The 23,206-nt window shown below is 61.0% G+C and carries 19 protein-coding genes; 11 read left to right on the top strand and 8 right to left on the bottom strand.

The window, feature by feature from the left end:
- Positions 1-128: 128 nt before the first annotated feature.
- On the bottom strand, positions 129-1,193 hold the full coding sequence (locus tag ACPYOP_RS08670) for an aldo/keto reductase (protein WP_481409981.1): 1,065 nt from the start codon (positions 1,191-1,193) through the stop codon (positions 129-131).
- 84 nt (positions 1,194-1,277) lie between these two features.
- Here ACPYOP_RS08670 and ACPYOP_RS08665 point away from each other — a divergent pair, with 84 nt between their 5' ends.
- Positions 1,278-1,841, top strand: coding sequence for a TetR/AcrR family transcriptional regulator (locus ACPYOP_RS08665; protein ID WP_481409980.1), 564 nt, complete (start codon positions 1,278-1,280; stop codon positions 1,839-1,841).
- A 245-nt stretch (positions 1,842-2,086) separates the two neighbouring features.
- Here ACPYOP_RS08665 and ACPYOP_RS08660 read toward each other — a convergent pair whose 3' ends face one another.
- Both ACPYOP_RS08660 and ACPYOP_RS08655 read right to left on the bottom strand, forming a co-directional pair.
- Positions 2,087-3,361, bottom strand: a complete 1,275-nt coding sequence (locus tag ACPYOP_RS08660) for an NAD(P)/FAD-dependent oxidoreductase (protein WP_481409979.1) — start codon at positions 3,359-3,361, stop codon at positions 2,087-2,089.
- 14 nt (positions 3,362-3,375) lie between these two features.
- On the bottom strand, positions 3,376-4,044 hold the full coding sequence (locus tag ACPYOP_RS08655; protein WP_481409978.1) for a haloacid dehalogenase type II: 669 nt from the start codon (positions 4,042-4,044) through the stop codon (positions 3,376-3,378).
- Between the two features lie 325 nt (positions 4,045-4,369).
- On the opposite strand from ACPYOP_RS08655, the gene ACPYOP_RS08650 reads away from it, so the two are divergent.
- From ACPYOP_RS08650 to ACPYOP_RS08620, 7 genes are all read left to right on the top strand, one after another.
- On the top strand, positions 4,370-5,206 hold the full coding sequence (locus ACPYOP_RS08650; RefSeq protein ID WP_481409977.1) for a GNAT family N-acetyltransferase: 837 nt from the start codon (positions 4,370-4,372) through the stop codon (positions 5,204-5,206).
- Between the two features lie 13 nt (positions 5,207-5,219).
- On the top strand, positions 5,220-6,596 hold the full coding sequence (locus ACPYOP_RS08645) for an aminotransferase class III-fold pyridoxal phosphate-dependent enzyme (protein WP_481409976.1): 1,377 nt from the start codon (positions 5,220-5,222) through the stop codon (positions 6,594-6,596).
- A gap of 231 nt (positions 6,597-6,827) precedes the next feature.
- On the top strand, positions 6,828-7,544 hold the full coding sequence (locus tag ACPYOP_RS08640; RefSeq protein WP_481409975.1) for an HAD-IA family hydrolase: 717 nt from the start codon (positions 6,828-6,830) through the stop codon (positions 7,542-7,544).
- Positions 7,545-7,607: 63 nt separating this feature from the next.
- Positions 7,608-9,218, top strand: coding sequence for an ABC transporter substrate-binding protein (locus ACPYOP_RS08635; RefSeq protein WP_481409974.1), 1,611 nt, complete (start codon positions 7,608-7,610; stop codon positions 9,216-9,218).
- A 196-nt stretch (positions 9,219-9,414) separates the two neighbouring features.
- Positions 9,415-10,365 carry an ABC transporter permease gene (locus tag ACPYOP_RS08630; RefSeq protein WP_481409973.1) on the top strand — a complete coding sequence of 317 codons (951 nt, stop codon included), beginning with the start codon at positions 9,415-9,417 and terminating at the stop codon, positions 10,363-10,365.
- Positions 10,362-11,213: an ABC transporter permease gene (locus ACPYOP_RS08625; protein ID WP_481409972.1), complete on the top strand. Its 852-nt coding sequence runs from the start codon at positions 10,362-10,364 to the stop codon at positions 11,211-11,213. Before ACPYOP_RS08630 ends, ACPYOP_RS08625 begins: the two co-directional genes overlap by 4 nt.
- A 2-nt stretch (positions 11,214-11,215) precedes the next feature.
- Positions 11,216-12,871 (top strand): ABC transporter ATP-binding protein, encoded by a 1,656-nt coding sequence (locus tag ACPYOP_RS08620; protein WP_481409971.1) that lies wholly within the window; start codon positions 11,216-11,218, stop codon positions 12,869-12,871.
- 20 nt (positions 12,872-12,891) lie between these two features.
- Here the strand turns inward: ACPYOP_RS08620 and ACPYOP_RS08615 are convergent, their stop codons facing one another.
- Positions 12,892-13,368 (bottom strand): Lrp/AsnC family transcriptional regulator, encoded by a 477-nt coding sequence (locus ACPYOP_RS08615; RefSeq protein ID WP_481409970.1) that lies wholly within the window; start codon positions 13,366-13,368, stop codon positions 12,892-12,894.
- A gap of 225 nt (positions 13,369-13,593) precedes the next feature.
- Between ACPYOP_RS08615 and ACPYOP_RS08610 the strand changes: the two genes are divergently transcribed.
- Positions 13,594-14,919, top strand: coding sequence for an NAD(P)/FAD-dependent oxidoreductase (locus ACPYOP_RS08610; RefSeq protein WP_481409969.1), 1,326 nt, complete (start codon positions 13,594-13,596; stop codon positions 14,917-14,919).
- Between the two features lie 59 nt (positions 14,920-14,978).
- The gene (locus ACPYOP_RS08605) at positions 14,979-15,878 is read left to right on the top strand and encodes a LysR family transcriptional regulator (RefSeq protein WP_481409968.1); all 900 of its coding nucleotides are present in this window, start codon (positions 14,979-14,981) and stop codon (positions 15,876-15,878) included.
- 31 nt (positions 15,879-15,909) lie between these two features.
- On the opposite strand, the gene ACPYOP_RS08600 is transcribed toward ACPYOP_RS08605, so the two are convergent.
- From ACPYOP_RS08600 to ACPYOP_RS08585, 4 genes are read right to left on the bottom strand one after another with little or no spacing between them, the layout of a single operon-like run.
- On the bottom strand, positions 15,910-17,280 hold the full coding sequence (locus tag ACPYOP_RS08600; protein ID WP_481409967.1) for an FAD/NAD(P)-dependent oxidoreductase: 1,371 nt from the start codon (positions 17,278-17,280) through the stop codon (positions 15,910-15,912).
- Positions 17,277-17,600, bottom strand: coding sequence for a (2Fe-2S)-binding protein (locus ACPYOP_RS08595; protein WP_481409966.1), 324 nt, complete (start codon positions 17,598-17,600; stop codon positions 17,277-17,279). The genes ACPYOP_RS08600 and ACPYOP_RS08595 overlap by 4 nt, the downstream gene beginning before the upstream one ends.
- A complete protein-coding gene (locus ACPYOP_RS08590; protein WP_481409965.1) occupies positions 17,597-19,585 on the bottom strand; it encodes a hydantoinase B/oxoprolinase family protein in 1,989 nt (662 codons plus the stop codon). The genes ACPYOP_RS08595 and ACPYOP_RS08590 overlap by 4 nt, the downstream gene beginning before the upstream one ends.
- Positions 19,586-19,591: 6 nt before the next feature.
- Entirely contained in the window at positions 19,592-21,673 is a 2,082-nt protein-coding gene (locus ACPYOP_RS08585; RefSeq protein ID WP_481410058.1) for a hydantoinase/oxoprolinase family protein, read from the bottom strand.
- 212 nt (positions 21,674-21,885) lie between these two features.
- On the opposite strand from ACPYOP_RS08585, the gene ACPYOP_RS08580 reads away from it, so the two are divergent.
- Positions 21,886-23,010, top strand: a complete 1,125-nt coding sequence (locus tag ACPYOP_RS08580; protein ID WP_481409964.1) for an NAD(P)/FAD-dependent oxidoreductase — start codon at positions 21,886-21,888, stop codon at positions 23,008-23,010.
- Positions 23,011-23,206: the final 196 nt, after the last annotated feature.

The raw sequence follows: 23,206 nt of genomic DNA, 5'->3' as shown, positions 1-23,206 counted from the left end.
CGGTTCCACATTTCTCAGTCGTGACCGCTGATGGCCCTAAGCCGCTATTGCAAGACTGATATGGACATGTCCAAGATTGGTGGGAAGGAGACGTACGATCTTGGCTAAGGCGCGCTTGAGAGCTGACGTCAGTTGGCGAGCGATGCCCGGACCGGGAGACGGCTGATGCTGTGTCCTGTAGCAGCTTCAGCGGCCCGCCGCAGGATGGCCGGGTCTGACACTCCCTGATGGTCGAGCCGCGGCGTATATGGCGCCTCCAGTCTTGCAGCCTCGTCATCGGTAAGGCTGATCGACAGGGAGGCCACAGCGTCATCGATATGTTTTGCTTTCAGCGCACCAACGATCGGAGCTGCCACCACAGGATTGCGACGCAGCCAGGCAAGCGCAATCATTGACCGCCCGACGCCCCGTTCCTCCGCAATGGCGCCCACCACGTCGATAATCAGCTCGTCGCTGTCGGCAGTGGCTGCACCCAGATTGTAGACGGCTTCGATTTCCGCTCTTGGCGTGGTCTCTCCCCACGGTCTGGCCAGTCGACCACGGTTGAGAGGGCTATAGATAATGGTCTGTACCCCTTCGTCGATGCAAAGCGCATGCATCTCGCGCTCTTCTTCGCGGTTAAGCAGATTGTAGGTATCCTGTATGGACACGAACCGGGCCCAACCGTTGGATTTCTGCAGGTGTAGCGCTTTGCCAAATTCCCAGGCCATCATAGACGATGCACCGAGGTATCGGACCTTGCCGGCCTTGACGACATCGTTCAGGGTCTCGAGCGTTTCCTCCCAAGGGGTAGTCCTGTCACGACGATGGATCTGGTAGAGGTCGATATAATCGGTGCCCAGGCGCTTGAGGCTCATATCGACCTCGGTCATGATCGCCTTGCGCGATAGCCCTATACTATTAGGTCCGTCGCGCATTGGTGCGCTGAGTTTGGTGGCGATTACAACGTTTTCACGGTGAGCAAAGTCCTTCAGCGACCGACCGAGGATCTCCTCGCTGGAACCATTTGAATACAGATTGGCGGTGTCGAAGAAATTGATGCCCGCCTCAAGTGCATGGCGAATGAGGCGTCGACTTGCCTCCTCGTCGAGTGACCAAGAGGGGTAGCCTCGGGACGGTTCTCCGAACCCCATGCAGCCAATACAGATAGGCGAAATATCGAGGCCCGTCCGGCCGAGCTTAGCATATTGCATGTCCATCTCCGTACACGCTATATTCGGACAAATGTCCGCTTATCGTTACGTAGCGGACAATTGTCCGTTTAGTCAAGAGGCGATATGGCTGGAGAAGAGGATGGATTGCGAGCAGACGCCCGCGCCAACCGTGATCGTATACTTGAGGTGGCGCGGGAGGCTTTAACCGCCAATCCCGAAACTCCACTCAGCGCTATCAGCAAGGCAGCCGGAGTTGGGCAAGGCACACTCTATCGCCACTTCCCGACGCGGGAAGCTCTGGCGTTGGCCATCTACCGCAAGGAGATCAGCGCCGTTGTGGCTCTTGCATCCACACTCCTGGATGAGCACCCTCCGCTTGAGGCGTTTCGTCTATGGTGTGCCCAGTTGGCAGTTTCCAGTGCGATGAAGCGCGGAGTAGCAAAACTTCTGCAGGGCGCCATTTCTGAGTATGATGAACGCGAGACCTATCGGCAAATAGTCTTGGCGGTGCGTTCCCTCATGGACGCATGTCAGGCCTCAGGTGTGATTGATCCCGGAGCAAATGCCGACGACGTTTTGATGCTTCTGGGAGTACTTTGGCAGATTCCATCCCATCCCGATAGGGATGCTCAGTCGGCGAGGATAATAGCGCTCATCTTCAGGGGGTTGGGCGCCAAGAGTGGCTAGGCTGGCTTTCTGAACCATGGAACTGCGTCGGGAGTAACCTGTATGTCAGGCCAACGATTCCACATTTAAGTTAGAGCAGTTCCAGGAAAAGGTCGCAGCGGTTTTCCGTCCGGAATACGAAGAAAAACAATAAGATAGGGCGTTTTCGCGATTCGAAGAAAAGCCGAAATGCGCTAGCGGCTGGCGCAAGCGCGACCACCCTCTTTTGCGATGACGCTTTCGCCAAAACCCGCCGCCGGCTGATATCACTGAAATCTGTCGAGCGTTTTGTAATACAGGCCGACCAAGGGCAGGAACCATGGCTTGCCGAAATGGCCGGGAACGGCGGGCCAATCGAGCCCCTTGAGCGGGTTGCGATCAGGCCTTCCCAGGATCGCATCGGCAATCGTCATGCCGAGATGCGTGGAAAGCTGCGCGCCATGGCCCGAATAGCCCATGGCGTACCAGATGCCGTCATGATAGCCGGCGCGCGGATAGCGGTCCTTGGTGATGTCGACGAGACCGCCCCAGCAATAATCGATCTCGACCCCGGCGAGCTGGGGAAATATGCGGGCAAGGCTTTCGCGAAGAATCTCGCCGCTCCTGGCGTCGGAGCGCTGATCCGACGTCGCCGAGAAGCGGGCTCGCCCTCCGAAGATCAGCCTGTTATCCGGTGACAGACGCCAGTAGTTGCCGATGTTCATCGTATTCACGCAGGTGCGATTGCCGGGCATTACCGAGGCAATTTCCGCATCGGTCAAGGGCCGGGTCGCAACGATGAAACTGCCGACCGCCATGATGCGGCGGCGGAAGTAACTGAAATTGGCTGTCGTATAGGCGCCGGTCGCGATCATGACCTGGTCGGCGGTCACCGTGCCCTTGGCTGTCTTGAGCACATGCCTGCCGCCGGCCTGGCTGCGCTCCGTCACGGCAGCGCCCTCCACGATAACAGCACTGCGTCGCCTGGCCGCCTCGGCCAATCCGACGACATAGCGGCCCATATGCATCATGGCGCTTTTCTTCGAGAGCATCGCGCCGTGGAACGGCGAACCGATCTCATCCTTGAGATCGGTGGCGGACAGCAGCGCGGTATCGGGATCGACCTCGGCATGCACCGCTTCGAAATTCCTCGCCAACCCCTCGAAATGCTGCGGCTTTGAGGCAAGCTTCAGCTTGCCCGCGCGACGGAAATTGCAGTCGATCCCCTCTTCCGCGATGATCGCTTCGAGCGTGTCGATCGAAGCATCGAATGCACGGTAGAGCGCGATGGCCCGCTCCTTGCCCAATTCCGCCTTTGCCGCGATGTAACTATGCGCCAGACCATTGTTCAGATGGCCGCCATTGCGCCCGGACGCGCCGAAGCCGACGGTCTCGGCCTCCAGAACAAGGACTTTCGCGCCGGCGAGGGCGAGCTGGCGGGCGGCGCCAAGCCCGGTGAAGCCGCCGCCCACGACGACGACGTCATAATGCCCCTCGACGGGACCGGCGGCAGCTCCCGCAAAGCGGGGAGCCGTATCGTGCCAATAAGAGGAATACTTCATCTGGTTGCCCTTTCTCAGAGCCCCACGACGCCGGGCAGACCGGAAATGCCGGCGATTTCGACATAGCCGTAATAAGGATTGGCCGGCTCGTGACCGCGGTTGACCCAGACCTTGTTCTTGATGCCGAGATCATGCGCCGACATGAGGTCGTAGCGGAAGGAAGACGAGCAGTGCAGGATATCTTCCGGGCCGCAGCCCAGCATGTCGAACATGTATTCGAAGGCCTGGAAGCGCGGCTTATAGGCATTGGCCTGCTCTGCCGTGTAGACGGCATGGAAGGGCGCGCCGAGCTTTGCGACATTCGACATGATCTGGCTATTCATCGCGTTCGACAGGATGACAAGCGGAATTTCCTTCGCCACTTTGGCAAGGCCAGCCGGAACGTCGGCATGTGGCCCCCAAGTCGGCACGCGCTCATAAACCATCCTGGCGTCTTCCTCCTTGAAGGCAACGCCGTTGCGCTTGCACGTCCGCTCGAGCGAATTGTGCACCACGTCAGCATAAGGCTTCCAGGCGCCCATGATCTCGTCGAGCCGATAAGCAGCGAAATTGTTGATGAACTGCAGCATGGCCGCCTCGTCGAGGCGATCGCCATAGAGGTCACGGGCAGCTTCCGCCATCTGGAAATTGATGAGCGTGCCGTGGCAATCGAAGGTGATATATTTCGGGCGGAAGGTGGTCATGCGCTTCGTCCTTACGTGCTGCCCCTCGAGGCGATTGGTGGAGAACACGATAATAGGATTGCTTTCGGCGTGTGAGCCCACTGAATTTGCGAGGTTCGGAGCAGAAAGTTTCGTATAGCGGCGTCGGTTTGGCATTTGCTTGCAGGGACGACCGACGAAGACGCCTTTCGCTCCCAGTTTCGGCATCGTCGTCAACGACAGTGACGGCATAAGATGCGGCAAGGGCAAGCAGCTACGGCGAAAGATACCGTCAAGGGCATCGCCTTCAGATAATCTTCCGGCACCGACGCTCCGACACTTGCGCAAAAGAAATATGAGGAGCGCCATGCAGGAGCGACAGATAGAAATCAGACCTTTCGGTCCGGAACATTTGGACGCTGCGGTCCGCTTGTCGCAAGAGGCCGGCTGGCCTCATCGTCTGGAGGACTGGAAAGTCGCCCTAGACCTCAGCAGGGGTGTGATTGCAATCGGGGCCGATGGTGAGGTGGTCGGCACCACCCTCCTGACGCCTTATGAAACGGACTGCGCGACGATCAACATGGTGATCGTCGCTGCAAGCATGCGCGGACGCGGGCTGGGACGCCGCCTTATGGAGGCCGCCTTGGCTCTCGCGGATGACCGTCCCCTGCGTCTCACCGCGACCACCGATGGCCTGCCTCTCTATGAAAAGCTGGGGTTTTGCCAGACCGGCGCCGTCGTTCAACACCAAGGGCCCGTCGCACCAACCGAAAAGCCTGGAAACACCGAAGCGGCAACAAAGGCCGATATTCCGGCAATTACAGCCCTCGACCGCGAGGCGTTCGGCGCCGACCGCTCCGCTCTTATTGCGCGATTTGCCGATCTGGGTGAATTCGCAATCATCCGTCGTAACGGTAAAGTCGCCGCCTTCGCTTGCCTTCGTCCCTTCGGCCGAGGCGAGGTCGTGGGACCGGTCGTTGCGCCAGACACCGACGATGCGAAATCGCTGCTGTCGCACTTCATGAGCCGGAAAACCGGCGCGTTCCTGCGCGTCGACACCGGCACGGAAACCGGTCTTGGACCGTGGCTGGCCAGCCATTCGCTTGTCCATGTCGGTGGCGGCATCACCATGGCGAACCCCGTTATCAACCGCAATTCCTCGACCGTCACCACTTTCGCCCTCGCCAACCAGGCGCTCGGCTGATCCGGAGAAGAACATGTACAGCAATTCCCTCATCGAGCTCGATCGCGCCCATCTGGTGCACCCGGTCGCCTCCTATCGCGGCCATGAGCAACAAGGCGTGCGGGTGCTTTCATCCGCCAAGGGAGCGACGGTCACCGATGCTCAGGGCCGGCAGTTGATAGATGGTTTCGCGGGACTTTGGTGCGTCAACGCCGGCTACGGTCACGAAACGATCGTGGAGGCCGCCGCTCGCCAGATGCGCGAGCTTCCCTATGCGACGGCCTATTTCGGTCTTGGTTGCGAATCGGCCATCCGCCTTGCCGCCGAGCTCGCCGAACGTGCTCCCGGCGACCTCAACCACATCTATTTCACGCTGGGCGGCTCGGATGCCATCGACAGTACCGTCCGCTTCATCCGGTACTATTGGTTTGCGCGCGGCGAACCGCAGCGCGATCAGTTCATCTCGCTTGAGCAGGGCTATCATGGCTCTTCGACGGTCGGCGCGGGGCTGACCGCCCTGCCCGGCTTCCATGCCGGCTTCGGCGTTCCGCTCGACTGGCAGCACAAGATTCCATCGCCCTATCCTTATCGCAATCCCGTCGGGCAGGATGCGAACGCCATCATTCAGGCTTCGCTCGCGGCACTCAGGGCGAAAATCGAAGCGATCGGAGCAAACCGGGTTGCCGCCTTCTATGCCGAACCGATCCAGGGTTCGGGCGGGGTGATTGTCCCGCCAAAAGGATGGATGAAGGCCATGCGCGACCTCTGCAAAGAGCTCGACATTCTCTTCGTCGCCGACGAGGTAATTACCGGCTTCGGCCGGACAGGCCCGCTTTTCGCCTGTTCCGAAGACGAGATCGTTCCCGATTTCATGACAACGGCGAAGGGGCTTACCTCCGGCTACGTTCCGATGGGCGCGGTCTTCATGGCGGATCACGTCTATCAGGTCATTGCCGATGGAGCGGGAGCCTCCGCCGTGGGTCACGGCTACACTTATTCGGCCCATCCGGTCAGTGCGGCCGTCGGCCTGGAAGTCTTGAAACTTTACGAAGGCGGACTGCTCGAAAACGGCATAAAGGCCGGCGCACGGCTGATGGCCGGTCTCGAAAGCCTGAGAGATCATCCCCTGGTAGGAGACGTCCGGGGTCGAGGCATGCTGGCTGCGATCGAACTGGTCGTGGACAAGGCCGCAAAGACGCCGCTGCCGGCGGAGGCCCAGCCGTCGCGCCGGATTTTCGACCGGGCCTGGGAAAACGGCCTGGTGATCCGCGCCTTCAACAACGGCGTTTTGGGTTACGCCCCGCCGCTTTGCTGCACGGACGCCGATATCGACGCGATCATCGAACGAACGGAAAAGACGCTTGACCAGACGCTCGAGGATCCCGACGTCCGTCGGGCGCTCAAGGACTGAACCCGCCAAGGCCCAGGACCGATATACCGCGAGCAGGCATTTTTCAGAATTTTGTGCCGCACCACTAGTCCGATTCGGCGCAAACGGTGCGGTCGAAGTGCCAAACTTACCCTTAATGAAGGTCCAGCCCGACAAATTCGGGAACATTAAGAAAACAAGTGGGCCTGGGAACAGCATAATCTTCCGCCAGGCGGCCGCCCGGTGCCGCCAGCAAGCAGACTGGGGTAAGACATGACCAAGTCATTGGCAGAATTCAAATATATGAGCTTCGACGTCGTCGGAACGCTCATCGACTTCGAAGGCGGCCTGAAAGCCTGCCTTAGCGAAATTGCAGCTGAAGCGAAGGTGACGATCGATGGCGAAGAGGCGCTCGCGCTCTATCGAGCCGCGCGCTATGCCGACAATGCGGATCTGTTTCCCGATGATCTCGTGCGTGTCTATCTCGCCATCGCCCCGAAACTCGGTTTACCGGTCGACGAGGCCCATGGTCGGCGTCTGCGCGATTCCGCCAGGCAATGGAAAGCTTTTCCCGACAGTGTCGAAGCCCTGGCGCAGCTCGCCCGCCAATATCGGCTTATCGCCATGACGAACGCCCGCCGTTGGGCCTTCGAACATTTCTCGGCGGAACTTGGACATCCCTTCCATGCTGCCTTCACCGCCGACGACACCGGCACCGAAAAGCCCGATCCCGCCTTCTTTCGCAAGGTTTTCGACTTCGTGGCCGGTGAGAATGCCAACAAGGACGACATTCTCCACGTGGCGCAAAGCCAGTACCACGATATCGGCGTATCCCGCCAATTGGGGATGACCAATTGCTGGATTGAACGCCGTCACGCACAGGCCGGATATGGCGGCACGATCGAACCGGCGGAATTCACCACGCCGGACTTCCACTTCAAATCCATGGCCGAACTCGCCGAAGCCGTGAGGGCGCTTGAGGCGGCCTGACCGACCGTCACCATCGTCGCATCCAATAAAAAGCAGATTGCCAACCAGAAAAAGGGGAATGACATGAACGACAAGATCATGAACTGGACTGCCTCGGACGACGCAATGGTCGAAAATGCCATTCGTCGAGGCGCCACCCGCCGCGAACTGCTCACAATGCTTCTGGCAGGCGGTGTCGCCATGTCGGCGGGCGGCCTAGTGCTCGGCAGGGCATCGAATGCGGTCGCGGCCACGCCCAAATCCGGTGGCCATCTGAAAGCGGCCGGCTGGTCGTCCTCGACCGCCGACACTCTCGATCCCGCCAAGGCATCACTTTCCACCGACTATGTGCGCTGCTGTTCGCTCTATAATCGCCTGACCTTCATCGACAAGGCCGGCGTGACGCAGATGGAACTCGCCGAAAGCATCGAAAGCAAGGACGCCAAGACCTGGACGGTCAAGCTGCGCAAGGGCGTGACATTCCATGACGGGAAGGAGCTGACGGCCGACGATGTCGTCTTCTCGCTGAAGCGCCATCTCGATCCCGGCGTCGGCTCGAAAGTCGCCAAGATTGCCGCGCAGATGACCGGCTTCAAGGCCGTCGACAAGTCGACTGTCGAAATCACCCTGGCCGACCCGAATGCCGACCTGCCGACCATTCTCGCCCTGCATCACTTCATGATCGTCGCCGACGGGACGACCGACTTCTCGAAAGGCAATGGCACCGGAGCCTTCGTTCTCAAAACCTTCGATCCGGGCAATCGCTCGGTCGTGGAGAAGAACAAGAACTACTGGAAGTCCGGCCAGCCCTATCTCGACTCGTTTGAATTCTTCGCGATCAGCGACGACAATGCCCGCGTCAATGCATTGCTTTCGGGCGACATTCACTACGCCGCTTCGATCAATCCCCGCGCCATGAAGCTGATCGACGGGCAGTCGGGCTTTACGCTGTCGAAAACGACGAGCGGCAATTATACCAATCTGAACATGCGCCTCGACATGACGCCGGGCAACAAGAAGGACTTCATCGACGGCATGAAGTCGCTGGTCAATCGCGAGCAGATCGTCAAGTCGGCCTTGCGCGGCCTTGGCGAAGTTGCCAATGATCAGCCCGTTTCTCCCGCCAATCTCTATCATAACAACGATCTGAAGCCGAAGGCCTTCGATCCGGACAAGGCCAAGTTCCATTTCCAAAAGGCAGGCGTGCTCGGGCAACCCATTCCGGTTATCGCTTCTGACGCGGCAACTTCGTCGATCGACATGGCGATGATCATCCAGGCGGCCGGCGCCGACATCGGCATGAAGCTTGACGTCCAGCGCGTTCCGTCCGACGGCTATTGGGACAATTATTGGCTGAAGGCGCCGATCCATTTCGGCAATATCAATCCGCGCCCGACGCCGGACATCCTGTTTTCGCTTCTCTATGCTTCGAATGCACCCTGGAACGAAAGTCAGTACAAGTCGGAAAAATTCGACAAGATGCTTATCGAAGCGCGCGGCTTGCTGGATCAGGCCAAGCGCAAGCAGATCTACGCCGAAATGCAGGCGATGATTGCCGAAGAAGCCGGTACCATCATCCCGGCTTATATCTCGAATGTGGATGCGCTTTCGGGCAAGGTGCACGGATTGGAAGCCAATCCGCTCGGTGGCATGATGGGCTATGCAATGGCGGAGTATCTGTGGCTCGACGCCTAGAGCAATTCCAGGAAAAGTGCGCAGCGGTTTTCCATCCGGAATTGCTGGAAAACAAAGAGATCGAGCGTTTTCGCGATTTAAGGAAAAGCGGAAATGCTCTAGCTGCCGCTGAACCTCCCCGGACGGCGCAAAGCCGTCCGGGGACCTCCGCTCGCGAACGCCGTTCGTTTCGTAGATCGCCGCAGGAGCATTGCCTTTGAGATCCGAGGTCTCCATTCTTGTCCTAAACCGGCTCTTCATTGCGGTCATCACCTTGCTGATCGTGTCGTTCGCCGTCTTTTTCGCAACCAGCATGCTGCCGGGAGACACGGCCTCCATCCTGCTCGGCCAGGCGGCGACGCCCGAAGCCGTTGCCGGTCTGCGCAAGGCGATGCATCTTGACGAACCTGCGATCCTGCGGTTCCTGCAATGGCTTTTGGGCCTGATGAAGGGTGATCTCGGTATCTCCTACGCAAACAACATGCCCGTTGCAGACCTGATCGGCCGCCGCTTAGTGGCGACGCTGGAGCTTGCCGCCATCACGACGCTCGTCTCGGTCCCGCTTGCACTCCTGCTTGGCATTACCTCGGCCATGCTTCGCGGTTCCTATTACGATCGGATTGTCACGGTCGTTTCCATCGGCGTCATCTCGGTGCCCGAATTCATGGTCGCAACGCTTGCCGTGCTGTTATTCGCCGTCTATCTGCGCTGGCTGCCGGCGCTGTCTTCCGTCAGCGAGGCGCACACGGTCTTCGATCTTTTGAAGATCTACGCCATGCCGGTCATTACGCTGACCTTCGTCATATCGGCCCAGATGATCCGCATGACGCGGGCGGCTCTGATCGAGACGCTGAAGACGCCCTATGTGGAAATGGCCCTGCTCAAGGGCGCCTCGCGTGGCCGCATGGTGTTCAGGCACGCATTGCCCAATGCGCTGGGGCCGATCGTCAACGCGGTCGCGCTTTCGCTCTCCTATCTCGTCGGCGGCGTGATCATCGTCGAGACCATCTTCAACTATCCGGGCATCGCCAAATTGATGGTGGACGCCGTCGCGACCCGCGATCTCCCGCTCATCCAGAGCTGCGCAATGATCTTCTGCCTTGGTTATCTCCTGCTGATCACCGTCGCCGATATCGTCGCAATCCTATCAAATCCGAGGCTGCGATGACCACGAACAGCTTGGCTTCCCGCACCCCTTCCCTTCTCGGCTATAATGTCAGCTTCGTCGGCATCGTGGCTTTTGCCATCATCCTCGGCTGGACGATCGTTGCATTGTTCGCGCCCTACATGCTTCCCTATTCTGTCGGCGACATCGTCGATACGGACTATTTCGGCCCGATAAGCCGGCAATTGTGGCTCGGCTCGGACTATCTCGGCCGTGACATGTTCTCGCGCGTTTTGATGGGCGCACGCTATACGGTCGGCATTTCATTGGCTTCAGTCGCGCTATGCTGTTTTTGCGGCGTGACCCTCGGCATGATCGCGGCTGTTGTCGGCGGATGGTTCGACACGATCCTGAGCCGGTTTCTCGATGCCCTGAATTCCATTCCAAGCAAGCTGTTCGGTCTGGTCGTCGTTGCCGCCGTCGGCTCGTCCATTCCGGTGCTGATCATCACGCTCGGCGTCATCTACACGCCCGGCGCCTATCGCTTTGCCCGCGCGCTTGCCGTCAACATCAACACGATGGATTTCATCACGGTCGCACGCACCCGCGGCGAGCGGGTCGGCTACATCATCGGTTCGGAAATTCTGCCCAACATTATCCGCCCCGTTCTGGCGGATTTCGGCTTGCGCTTCGTCTTCGTCGTTCTCCTGTTGTCCGGCCTCTCCTTTCTCGGCCTCGGCCTGCAGCCGCCCTATGCTGACTGGGGGGCTCTCGTCCGCGAAAACATCGGCGGTCTGCCCTTCGCCGCGCCGGCTGTACTCGTGCCCTCCTTTGCCATTGCCAGCCTCACCATCAGCGTCAACCTGCTGATCGACAACCTGCCGCGCAAGATCAGAGACAGGAGCGCATGACGATGACCAAGCTCGTTGAAATCAAAAATCTGAAGGTCGAGGCGACGACCGACTCTGGTCGCATCGTCGAGATCATCAAGGGCGTCAGTTTCAATATCGCCAAGGGCGAAATTGTCGCACTCATCGGCGAAAGCGGCTCGGGCAAGACGACGATCGCGCTGACGCTGATGGGGCATGCGCGCGAGGGCTGTCGCATCTCCGGCGGCACCGTCAAGGTCGATGGACGGGACATGGCCGCCCTTTCCGAAAGCGAGCGCTCGAAGGTCCGCGGCACCACGGTTGCCTATATTCCGCAAAGCGCGGCAGCGGCCTTCAACCCGGCGACGAAGATCATGGAGCAGGTGATCGAGGTCACCCGCATTCACCGGCTGATGCCCCCCGAACAAGCGCGCCGGCGCGCCATCGAGCTCTTCCGAGCTCTTTCCTTGCCGAATCCAGAGACGATCGGCGAACGATATCCGCATCAGGTCTCCGGCGGCCAGTTGCAGCGGCTGGCAGCGGCCATGGCTTTGATCGGCGAGCCCAAGCTGGTCATTTTCGACGAACCAACCACCGCTCTCGATGTGACGACGCAGATCGACGTGCTGAAAGCGTTCAAATCCGTCATCCGAGCCGGCGATATTGCCGGCGTCTATGTTTCACACGATCTGGCGGTCGTCGCTCAGATCGCCGATCGCATCGCCGTGCTCAAGGGCGGCGAGATCCAAGAACTGGCGGCGACGGAAACGATCCTCACACGGCCAAGCCATCCCTACACGCGCGAGCTCTTGGCAGCCTTCGAGCCGAAACAGGCATTGCGCAGCAGCAGCATGGGCGGCTCGATTGCACCCGTGCTGAGGATCGACGGCCTGGTTGCCGGCTATGGCGATATTCAGCCCAGCGGCCTGCCGGCGGTCTGCGCGGTTCAATCCGTGAGCCTGGAGGTGGAGAAGGGCAGAAATCTCGGCATCATCGGCGAATCCGGATGCGGAAAGTCGACGCTGGCGCGTGCGATCGCCGGCATACTGCCCGCAATATCAGGCACTATCGGCTTCAACGGCAGCGAGATGAATCGCGCCGCGAAATTGCGTTCGCGCGATCAGTTGCGGGAGATGCAGATCGTCTTTCAATATGCCGATACGGCGCTCAATCCGGCAAAATCGATCGCCGATATTCTCGAGCGGCCTCTGGCCTTCTATCACGGGATGGACCGCAAGGCTCGGGAGGCCAGGGTCGACCAATTGCTCGATATGGTGCGATTGCCGCGCGCGCTTCGCTATCGCTATCCGTCGGAATTATCAGGTGGACAGAAGCAGCGCGTGAATTTCGCCCGCGCGCTTGCCGCCGAACCAAGCTTGATCATTTGCGATGAAATCACATCCGCCCTCGACACCGTCGTTGCGGCGGCGATCATCGACCTGCTCAAGGAACTGCAGCGTGAACTGCATTTGTCCTACATCTTCATCAGCCACGATCTGTCGGTTGTCGAGGCGATCTGCGACGAGATCGTCGTGATGTATGGCGGCAGAAAAGTTGAACAAATCACGCGCGAAGCCGCAAATACGCCCCGTCACCCCTATTCCCAACTGCTGTTCGGGTCTGTTCCGAAGCTTGATCCGACCTGGCTCGACAATCTTGTCCAGGATCCGGAGCTCAAGCGTGAATATGGCCACGGCTAGCCGGAAATATCTGAGCCGCGCTACATGGGAAACAGGCTGGTCAGCGGCATATGCGCCTTGACGATCGGCGACTTGAGCACCACGAAGCTGAAATACTTGTCGATGCCGATATCCAGGTCGGTCAGGCGCTCCATGATCGTTTGATACTCTCCGATACCAGCCGTCACGAACTTCAGCATATAGTCGTAGCCACCTGAGACGAGGTGGCATTCGACGACCTGATCGACCTTCTCCACCGCCGAGAGGAACCGCGCAAAGTCGATCTGCCGGTGGTTCTTGAGCGTGACTTCCGTAAAGACGGTCAGCGTCTGGCCCAGTTTGCCGATATTGATCTGGGCCGAATATCCCTCGATATAGCCCTCCTGCTGCAGTTTCTTGACCCGCATCAGACAAGGGCTCGGCGACAGGTTGACCAGGTCCGCCAATTCGACGTTGGTGATGCGGCCGTTCTTCTGAAGTTCGTACAGGATCTTGATGTCGATACGGTCGAGCTTCATCGGCAAATCTTTCCCACATGAGGCAGCATTTTATGCTGCGAATTTTCCAAGATCGAGCATAACACCATGGTCCGTCTTGTCTATTTCATTCTGCATGAATCGATCCGGCACAATAAGCCGCTTGGTTCGCCATGAGCAGAATCTTATGCCGCATGGCGCGGTTGTGCGGCAGCTTCATGTCCGGTCATTTCGCTATGCTGTCGGCTCGATAGGAGACCTGCATCCATGCCCGCACCGCTTACCCTTGTCGAAAACTCTCCGGAATTGCCGGCCTCTGCCGATGTCGTCGTCATCGGCGCCGGGATTGTCGGCGTTTTTGCGGCCTATTATCTGGCAAAGCGGGGCCTCTCGGTCGTTCTCCTCGAGAAAGGCCGCGTCGGCGCCGAGCAGTCCAGCCGCAACTGGGGCTGGTGCAGACAGCAGAACCGTGACGCCCGCGAGCTGCCGATGGCGACGAAAAGCCTCGAGCTCTGGGACCAATTCGCCGCGGAAACAGGAGAGGACACCGGCTTTCGCCGCTGCGGCCTCTTTTATCTGAGCAATAGCGAGGAAGAGCTTGCCGGATGGGCGCGCTGGCGCGACTTTGCCCGCGGCGTCGGTGTGACCACGCATATGCTCGACAGCGCTGAAGCCAGCGAACGCGGCAAGGCGACCGGCCGCAATTGGAAGGGCGGCGTCTTTTCCCCGACCGATGGCATTGCCGATCCGGCCAATGCCGCCCCAGCAGTCGCTCGCGCTCTGATGAAATTGGGCGGCTGCCTGCGGCAGAATTGCGCGGCGCGCGGCATAGAAACCGAAGGCGGAAAGCTCTCCGCCGTCGTGACCGAGGAAGGCACGATCAGGACGAGGATCGCCGTCCTGTCGGGCGGCGCCTGGGCTTCGTCCTTCTGCCGCCAGTTCGGCGTCCGGTTCCCACAGGCGTCGATCCGCTCATCGATCCTTTCCGTCAGCGCCGGCGACGGCGAACTTCCAGATGCCCTTCATACCGCCTATGTTTCGGTCACGCGCAGAGGCGACGGCGGCCATACGCTCGCGATCAGCGGACGTGGCCGCGTCGATCCGACACCTCAGAACATCCGGTTCGGCGCGCAGTTTCTGCCGATGTTCGTTCGCCGCTGGCGCGCTCTGTCCGTGGGCGGCCTCGAGGGCTTTCGCAGCGGCCACGAAAACCTGTCGCACTGGCGACTGGACCAGCCGACGCCGATGGAGCGGATGCGCATCCTCGATCCGGCCGTCGACAAAGGCACGATCCGGCTGACCTATGACCGCGCGCGCGAATTGCTGCCCGCGATTGCAAGCCGCCGCATCACCGCGAGCTGGGCCGGCTATATCGATTCGACGCCGGATGGCGTGCCCGGCATAGGCGAGATCGCAACCATACCAGGCTTCGTGCTGGCGGCCGGTTTCAGCGGCCACGGCTTCGGCATCGGACCGGGAGCCGGCCATCTGATCGCCGATATCGTCACCGGTGCCGCGCCGATAGTCGATCCGAAATCCTATCATCCCGACCGCTTCCTGCAATCCGCATGGGGCAAGGTGGCGGACTTCTGAAATGGCTCGTCCGTGCTAGACTCCGCCGACGACCGAACCAGACAATACGGAATTTCCTGATGCAGGCCCGTCAGCTCGAAGTCTTCTGCATGCTCATGCGATCCGGGACGGTGACCGGTGCTGCCGCCATGCTCAACATCACGCAGCCGGCGCTGAGCCAGATCCTGCTGCATGCCGAAGACCAGCTGGGGTTCAAACTCTTCAATCGCGTGCGCGGCAAGCTGGTCCCGACGAGGGAAGCCGAAGAGCTCTATCCGGAAGCCGAGCGCATTTTCTCCGAGCTCGGAGCGCTCCGGCGCCGAACGACCGACATGCGCTTCGGGCGGACCGGCTTGATCAGGGTCGCCGCAACGACGCCGCCTGCCATGTCGATCGTTCCCAAGGCGCTTCTCGCCTTCAAGACCACCTATCCGGATATCGTCGTGCGCTCGCTGATCGCGCCGCTGGTCAACGTCGTCGATATGATCCGCAATGGCGATGCGCCGCTCGGCATCGTCATGAACAACATCGCGCGGCCCGGCATCGATGTCGAAACGCTCGGGTATGCCGAACTCATCTGTATCGTGCCGGAGGGGCACCATCTTGCCGCGCGGGACAGCATCGGCTTCGCCGATCTTCAGAACGAGACCCTGATTTCCTACCGCGCCGACACCTTCCCCGGTCAGCTGCTTGCCAATGCCGCGGCGGCGGAAAATCAGTCGTTCAATCCCGCGATCGAGATCGATATCTCCATTACCGCCCTACCCTTTGTCCGCAATGGTTTCGGTGTCGCGATCGTGGATGGTCTGCTGCCATGGGAACAGTTTCCCGGCCTCGTGCGCCGGCCGCTGCTGCCACGAAAGACGGTCCCGATCGCCCTGCTGACCAGCCGGGACCGTCCCTTGACGGGCAGCCACCTTACCATGCGCGGCTATCTGCGCCAGGCCTGTGCCGGCGTGCTGAAGGATGGCGCGGAGTAAAATCGCGCCCATACGGTCAAAGCGCGCCTGGTCAGCTCTCGTTTATCCAGGACCCGATCGGCAGCGGACGAACAGGCGCCTGCTCGCGCAGACGACCGACCTCGCAGACCGGGATTTGCGCGCGTTCCGCAATCAGTTCGGCGCCGGCGAGCTGACAAAATCGCCCCTGGCATCGTCCCATACCCACGCGCACCATTGACTTCACCCGGTTTGCTTCACCTCCCGCATAGTCGACGCTCTCACGCAGATCGCCGGCGCTGATGCCTTCGCAGCGGCAGACCATCGTTTCATCGGGAACGGATCGGACCATGCCGGCAGGCCAGGGAAAGGCGCGGGCAATGGCGCGAGCGAAGCGTTCGTAGCGGGCAAGCCGGCGGAGATCCCGCGCAGGATCAGGATAGGGCAACCCCATATCGGCGAGGCAGGCGCTCGCGGCAAGCCGTCCGGCAACTTCCGCGCCATCGGCGCCAAGGAGCCGCAGGCCATCGCCGGCAAGATAGACGCCACCGGTCGACCTCCCCATCCGATCCGCGTGCGGCAACCATTGGGCCCAGCCCGCATCGTAATCGAAGCTGCATTGGGCCAGACCGGCAAGCTGCGTTTCGGCTCTCAGGTGCCAGCCAATGCCGACCATATCGCATTCGGTATGACGGTCGCGCCCGCCGGCATCCCGCCAGCGAACGGCCACCGGGCCACTCTCGTCGCTGACGATATCCGTCAACGTCACGCCCGCGCGATATAGGCGGCCAAGTTTCATCCGCATTGCCAGGCCACGCAGAACCACAGCCGGCCTTGCCATCATGCCCGGAAGCGCAAGGGCCTGGTTTCGAACCGAAGAGGTATCGAGGACGGCTGCGACATTCGCTCCAGCCTTCAAAAGCTGGAACGCAACCAAGGTCAGCAGCGGCCCGGAGCCCGCCAGAACGATCCTTCGCCCCAAGGCCACGCCCTGCGCCTTCAGCGCGATCTGGGCAGCCCCGAGACTGTAGACGCCGGGCGCCTGCCAGCCGGGTACCGGCACCAGCCGGTCGGTCGCTCCGGTTGCGAGTATCAGCCTGTCATAGGCGAACTCCCGTCGGCCGGTTGGCGTCAGCACCTGCAGCACATTGGCGGCGAGCGCCATCGCTGAGCTTCGAGGATGGTATTCGACCTCTCCCCGCGCCACCATGCGATCGAAGAGGGAATGAAGCGCAAGCGCTTTGCCGGCTTCCGATCCATAGAGCTGCTCGGCCGACCGCGCAAAACCCTGCGGGGGGCGACGATATATCTGGCCGCCCGCCTTCATCCCCTCGTCGATGACGACGGGCCGGATACCGGCGGCCACCAGAAGCTCGACTGCGCGGATGCCCGCCGGACCGGCACCGACGATTACTATTGCCTTCCGATCATCCGCCGTCGTCATGGCCAATCTCTCGGCGCCCGGGTTAACAGGGACACGCCGTTGCCGACGAGGGTCGAACAGGCGCGCAGGCGGGTTCCATCCTGTTGCCAGACCCAGCAGTCCTGACAGGCGCCCATCAGGCAGAAGCCTGCCCGCCCTTCCGGCCCGAATTCGGATTGCCGAAGAACCGGGGAGAATGTCAGCATGGCCGTCAGCACCGTGTCGCCGGCCAAGCCTTCGCGTTCGATGCCGTCGAGCAGGAAGCGAACGGGTGCCCGGCCTTGCTCGGCGAGACGGACGATGCGCCCCGCTTCTCCGGCCGGACGCAGATCCTGGCTCATTCGGCCGCCTCTTTGACCGGAAGACGAACCTCGGGCATCTCCGGGAACCGTGCGCGAACATCGGCAAAAGCCGCGGCAACGCCCTCATACCCGGCGCGTCCCTTCATCCGGCGGAAAATCTCCGTCTTGGTAAAGAACCGCCAGTGGATCGGAAGGCAGGCCAGAATATCCGTGAGCAGGTCGTAGGCAGCTGATGTCCACTGCGCCTCGTAACCGTCTCGCTCCGCGCCGTAATGGAAATGGGCCGTTGGAGCCGCGCGCGATCTCCTGAGACGGGAGGTTTCGGCTTCATCCACCTTGCCGTCGCGGATGACCACGCCGTAATCGCGCTCGGCGGCATCAAGGGAAACATAGCCGCGCTCCACATCCTGTAGCACGCGCCAGACCTCGCGCTCCAAGGGATTTCCGCGGCCGCCGCCCCCGGCCGAGCGGATCTCGAGCACATCTCCAGGCTGCAGGACGGCGGTATCGATATTGCCGAGCCGGCGATAATCATCACGTCCGGGGTTCAATACCATGTCGGAGAGCCCTGCCGCCCTGCCGCCGAGCAGCCCCCAGGGCCGGAAGAAACTGCGGTCGCGGTTGCGGGCCGTAATGCGGCTCCCGGGCGCGAAAACGCGGAACGCCATCTCGGTCGCCAGACCGCCGCGCCAGCGGCCGGCGCCGCCGCTATCCCTGGCAAGCCCGTATTTGACGAACTCGATCGGCACTTCGGTTTCCGTGATTTCGATCGGCGTATTCTTCAGATAGGCAGCATCGGCACCCGAACCGTTGGTTCCATCGCGATGCGGCATCCCGCCGCCGCCGCCGACCACCGGATTGACGGCGGCAATCACGCTGCGGCCCGTCCGCTCGTCCGTGGTCATGACGTTGACGATGCAATTATTGCCGGCCGGTGCGGCAGGCAACAATTCGGGAACCGCCTGGCAGAAGGCGCCGAAGATCACGGATCGTAGGCGCGCGCAGGTGAGCGAACGCATGCCGACGGCCGCCGGTGATATCGGATTAAGGACGCTCCCCTGCGGTGCAATGCAGGTGAAGGGGCGGGTCAGTCCGGTGTTGAGCAGGATCTTGGGGTTCAGCGTATAGAGAATGTAATAGACGCCGACCAGCAGCATGGTGTGGCGCGGATCGCCGCCCGAGGGAACGTTGAGCGACGAGCCGAGCTGCGGATCGGATCCGGTAAAATCGAGGATCGCCTCGTCGCCCCTGATCGTCAGCGTCAGCTTCAGCCGGCACGGATTGGCCTCGACGGAATCCTCGTCGGCATAGTCGACGAATTCCCACGTGCCATCCGGCATCGTCCGCAGGAGATCACGCGCCTGCGCTTCGGCGTGATCGAGAAGCACGTCGGCGCCTTCGAGAAATGCCTCCTTGCCGAATTTTTCGACCATGGCCAGGATCTTGCGCTCGCCGGTGTTGAGCGCCCCAACCAGCGCCTTGATATCGCCGATGTTGAGGTCGGGTTTGCGCACATTCGTGGTCATGATTTTCAGGATGTCTTCGTCGAAGACGCCTTCATTGACCAATTTCATCGGCGGAAAGCGAATGCCTTCCTGATGGATCTCCGTCAACGCGCGCGACAGGGAGGCGGGCACGGCGCCGCCCATGTCGGTATTGTGGATATGCCCGCCTGTCCAGGCGATGATCTCGCCGTCATAGAAAACCGGCTTCCAGAGGTGCGTATCCGGTGCGTGCGTGGCCACGAAGCATGAATAGGGATCGTTGGTAAAGGCGACGTCGCCCGGCTTGTAATCCCTAATCATTTCGATGGCCCGGGTATAGGTAAGCCCGGGATACCATGTCGCGCCGAGGCCCATCGGCACGCCGAAGGTTTCCCCCTTGCGATTGATCAGCATGACGGTGAAATCCTCCGTCTCCTTGACGAAGGCCGAATGGGCTGTGCGCTGCAGCGTATAGGCCATGTTTTCGGCGGCGGCCCGGGTGTGGTTGGCAAACACTTGAAGGTTCGAACGGTCGAACATGGGCCGCTACTCCGAAAATGTGAGATGAAGGTTCAGGTGGCGATCGATCGTTACCTGCGTGCCAGCCGGAATGGCGAAGGTCGTATCGTCCTGGGCTACGACGGCGGGCCCGCTGAAGTGTCCGCCCGGATGCAAGAGGTCCCGCCGGTATAGTCCGATCCATTCGAACGCCTTGCCGGTATAGACGGGTATTTCGCGCTCCGGTTCGGCCATGCCGGCAATCTCTTCGAGGTCGACGGTCGTTTCCAGCGCCGGTCCGGCACCGATGGCGGACAGACGGAGATTGACGATTTCGATCTCGCCGTCCGGGTCGGCAAAATCATAGAGGCGGGCGTGCATGGCGTGGAACGCCTCTTCCATCGCGGCCAGATTGCCTTCCCCCACCCAGGCCGCCTGCAGCGGAACCTCGATTTCAAAGCTCTGGCCGACATAGCGCATGTCGGCGGAAATCCGCAATTCGGCGGGACCCTCGTGGCCCTGGTTGATAAGCCAGCTTCGCCCTTCGGCCGACAGCGCCTCCGAAGAGCCGCGCAGCAACGGTACGGCCTCCGGCGACAGATGCGTGAAGACCGTTTTGATGAAATCGCCGCGCAGATCCGCGACCAGACCGCCGAGAGCCGATACCACGCCCGGACGCGGCGGCCCGATGACCTTCGCCATGCGGAATTCGCGGGCAAGGAACGCGCCCAGCATCGGGCCGCCGCCGCCGAACGGCATGAGGGTAAACTCCCGCAAGTCGACGCCGGCCCGCGATGCCAGTTTTTCCACCTCGACGAACATCTCCGAGATCGCAATGTCGAGAATGGCCTGGGACACCTCTTCAATCGAGCGTCCGATACGCTCGGCAAGTTTTGCGACGGCTGTGCGTGCCAGCCCGACGTCGACCTGCAACTGACCGTAGGCCATCTCGCTATGCCCCAGCCAGCCGCAGACGGCCATGGCATCGGTCACGGTCGCCTGCGCGCCGCCCCGGCCATAACAGGCAGGACCAGGCGTCGAGCCGGCCGATTCCGGCCCCACCCGCAGGACGCCATGGGCGTCGATGCTGGCAATGGAGCCTCCGCCGATGCCGATGGAACTGACGGAGACCGAGGGAATGTGCAGTGGAAACTCGCCGATCAGTTCGCCGGTCCCGAATTGCGGCTCGCCGTCGATGATCAACGCGAAGTCCGCCGAGGTGCCGCCGATGTCGAGTGTGAGGACATGTTTCTCACCGGCGAGGCGCGCCAGCCAGGCGGCGCCGATCACGCCCGAGGCCGTGCCGGACAGCAGCATCTGGACACAGGAACGCTTTCCTTCCGCCGCGTTCATCACGCCGCCATTCGACTTCGTCAGCAGGGCCGGCGCCGTCACTCCCTGCGATGCGAGCTTGTCCTCGAGAGCCGTCAGGTAACCCGAAACCCTCGGATGGACGTAGCCGTTGAGGATTGCCGTCGTCGTCCGCTCGTATTCGCGAATGACCGGCCACACTTCCGAGGATGTGAAGACGAAGAGATCGGGTGCGAGCTTTTCGATTTCATTCTTGACGGCAGTTTCCTGGGCATTGTCGCGCCAGGAATGCAGAAAGGATATGATGATGCCCGCCGCGCCCTTCGCCGTTGCGGCTGCGACCGCCGCGGCAACCGCCTTCATGTCCGGCGCCTGCGCTTCGCTGCCATCGGCCCGCAACCGCGCGGGGATGCCGAAGATCATGTCGCGTGCGATGAGCTGTTCCGGCCGCGAGCAGAAGAGAGAATAGACATCAGGCATTCTCAGGCGGGCCAGTTCGATGACATCCTCGAACCCGGCATTCGTCACGAGGGCAAGCGACACGCCGCGCCTCTGGATGACGGTGTTGATACCGACCGTGGTGCCATGAACGAAGCGACTGATTGCCTCCGGCGCCAATCCCTCGCGCTCGGCAAGCAAGGAAAGCCCGGTCATCAATTCCGCACCCGGATCATCGGGCGTCGTCAGCACCTTCAACGAGGCAACGCGACCGGAGCGGCTTTCCAGCGCGCAGAAATCGATGAAGGTGCCGCCGATATCGACACCGATCTTCCAATCCTGCTGCGAAGCCTCTACTGCTTGCCTTGCCGCATCCGCCATATCCGTTCCTTTCATTTGCCTGTCATGAAACTGGCATGGACGGGCCGGAGAGGTCCAAGACCGAAAATGCGGTAGGTCATAAGCCGGACTTATGCTCTGACGATCGGCAAAACCCATAGGCCGGACTTATGGGCGCTGTGTAATCCCGACTTTGACAGCGGCAAGCCGGCTCGGACAAGCTGGAGGTTGTTTTGAGCCTCTGGAGATCCTCGATGGACGCTATCGTGCTGGGCGGCGGGCTCATGGGAGCCGCCTCCGCCTTTTTTCTCGTCCGGCGCGGCATTCGCGTGACGCTCATCGAACGCAATCGCGTCGGAAGCGCCGCGACGGTGGCGTCCTTCGGCAATGTCAGGCGAAGCGGCCGATATATTCCGCAATTGCCGCTTGCTCACCGCTCGCTTGCCCTGTGGCGACAGGCCGAGGCCATGCTCGGACGCGACGTGGAATTCCGCGCAACCGGCCATCTGCGGCTGGTCTTCAGCCAGGAAGGACTTGCGGCGATGCGGTCCTTCATCAAGGACGCCCGACCGTGGGGACTGGAACTGGAAGAGCTCACCGCGAAGGACGTGCGGTCGCGCTTTCCCGGCCTTGGCCCGGGCACGATTGCCGCCTCCTTTTCTCCGAATGATGGAAGCGGCAACCCGCGTCTCATTGCACCGGCCTTCGCAAACGCCGCCCGAAAATTGGGTGCCGACATCGTCGAGAATGTCGGCATCGGGGCCATCAGAAAAAGTGACTATGGATTTCAGGTCGAAACGTCGAAGGGCTCGCATGAAGCCTCGATGCTGCTGAACGCGACGGGTGCCTGGGGTGCGCGCGTCGCGGGCCTGTTCGGAGAAACGGTTCCGATCGTTGCCAAAGGTCCGCAAATGGGAGTTACCGAACCTCTCCCCCATCGCATTCTCCCGGTCGTCGGCGTCTGGGGGCATGATCACGGCGGCGGTTATCTGCGGCAGGTGGAAAGGGGCAATATCGTTTTCGGCGGCGGCGCCGATCGCACCGATGTTTCGCTCGATACAGGGTACGCCAAGGCGGACCCGGCTCGCTTGCCAGGCCAGCTTCGTTCGTTGCTGCCGATTTTGCCGGCGTTGAAAGAGGTTGCCGTGATACGCACCTGGTCTGGTTGCGAGGGCTATGTCGAAGATGGTCTCCCGGTGATGGGGCCGTCGTCGACGACAGCGGGCCTCTTCCACGCGTTCGGCTTTTCCGGCCACGGCTTTCAACTCGGACCCGGCGTCGGCGACGTCATGGCCGAAATCATGGCAACGGGCCGAACGGATATCCCATTGCAGGACTTCCGCATCGAGCGCTTCGCAAAGCCGAATTGCGGTGCGTGACCGAGCCCTTATGATTAGAGCGGGATGCCGAAAAGTGTGAGCGGTTTTCGGGCGACATCCCGCTCTAACTTTTTGATTTAGAGACGGATTCAGATTTCAGGTCGATTCGACCTGAAATCATCCGGCTCTAGGTCGGACAACGCAGCCAAGTACATGACTATGCCTTGCCCTGATCTGAACCGGCGAGAAAACAACA

The organism is Rhizobium sp. KNZ2-6A (assembly GCF_056755475.1).
Note: the sequence above shows the minus strand (reverse complement) of the source record. Positions and strands in the feature narration are given on the sequence as shown.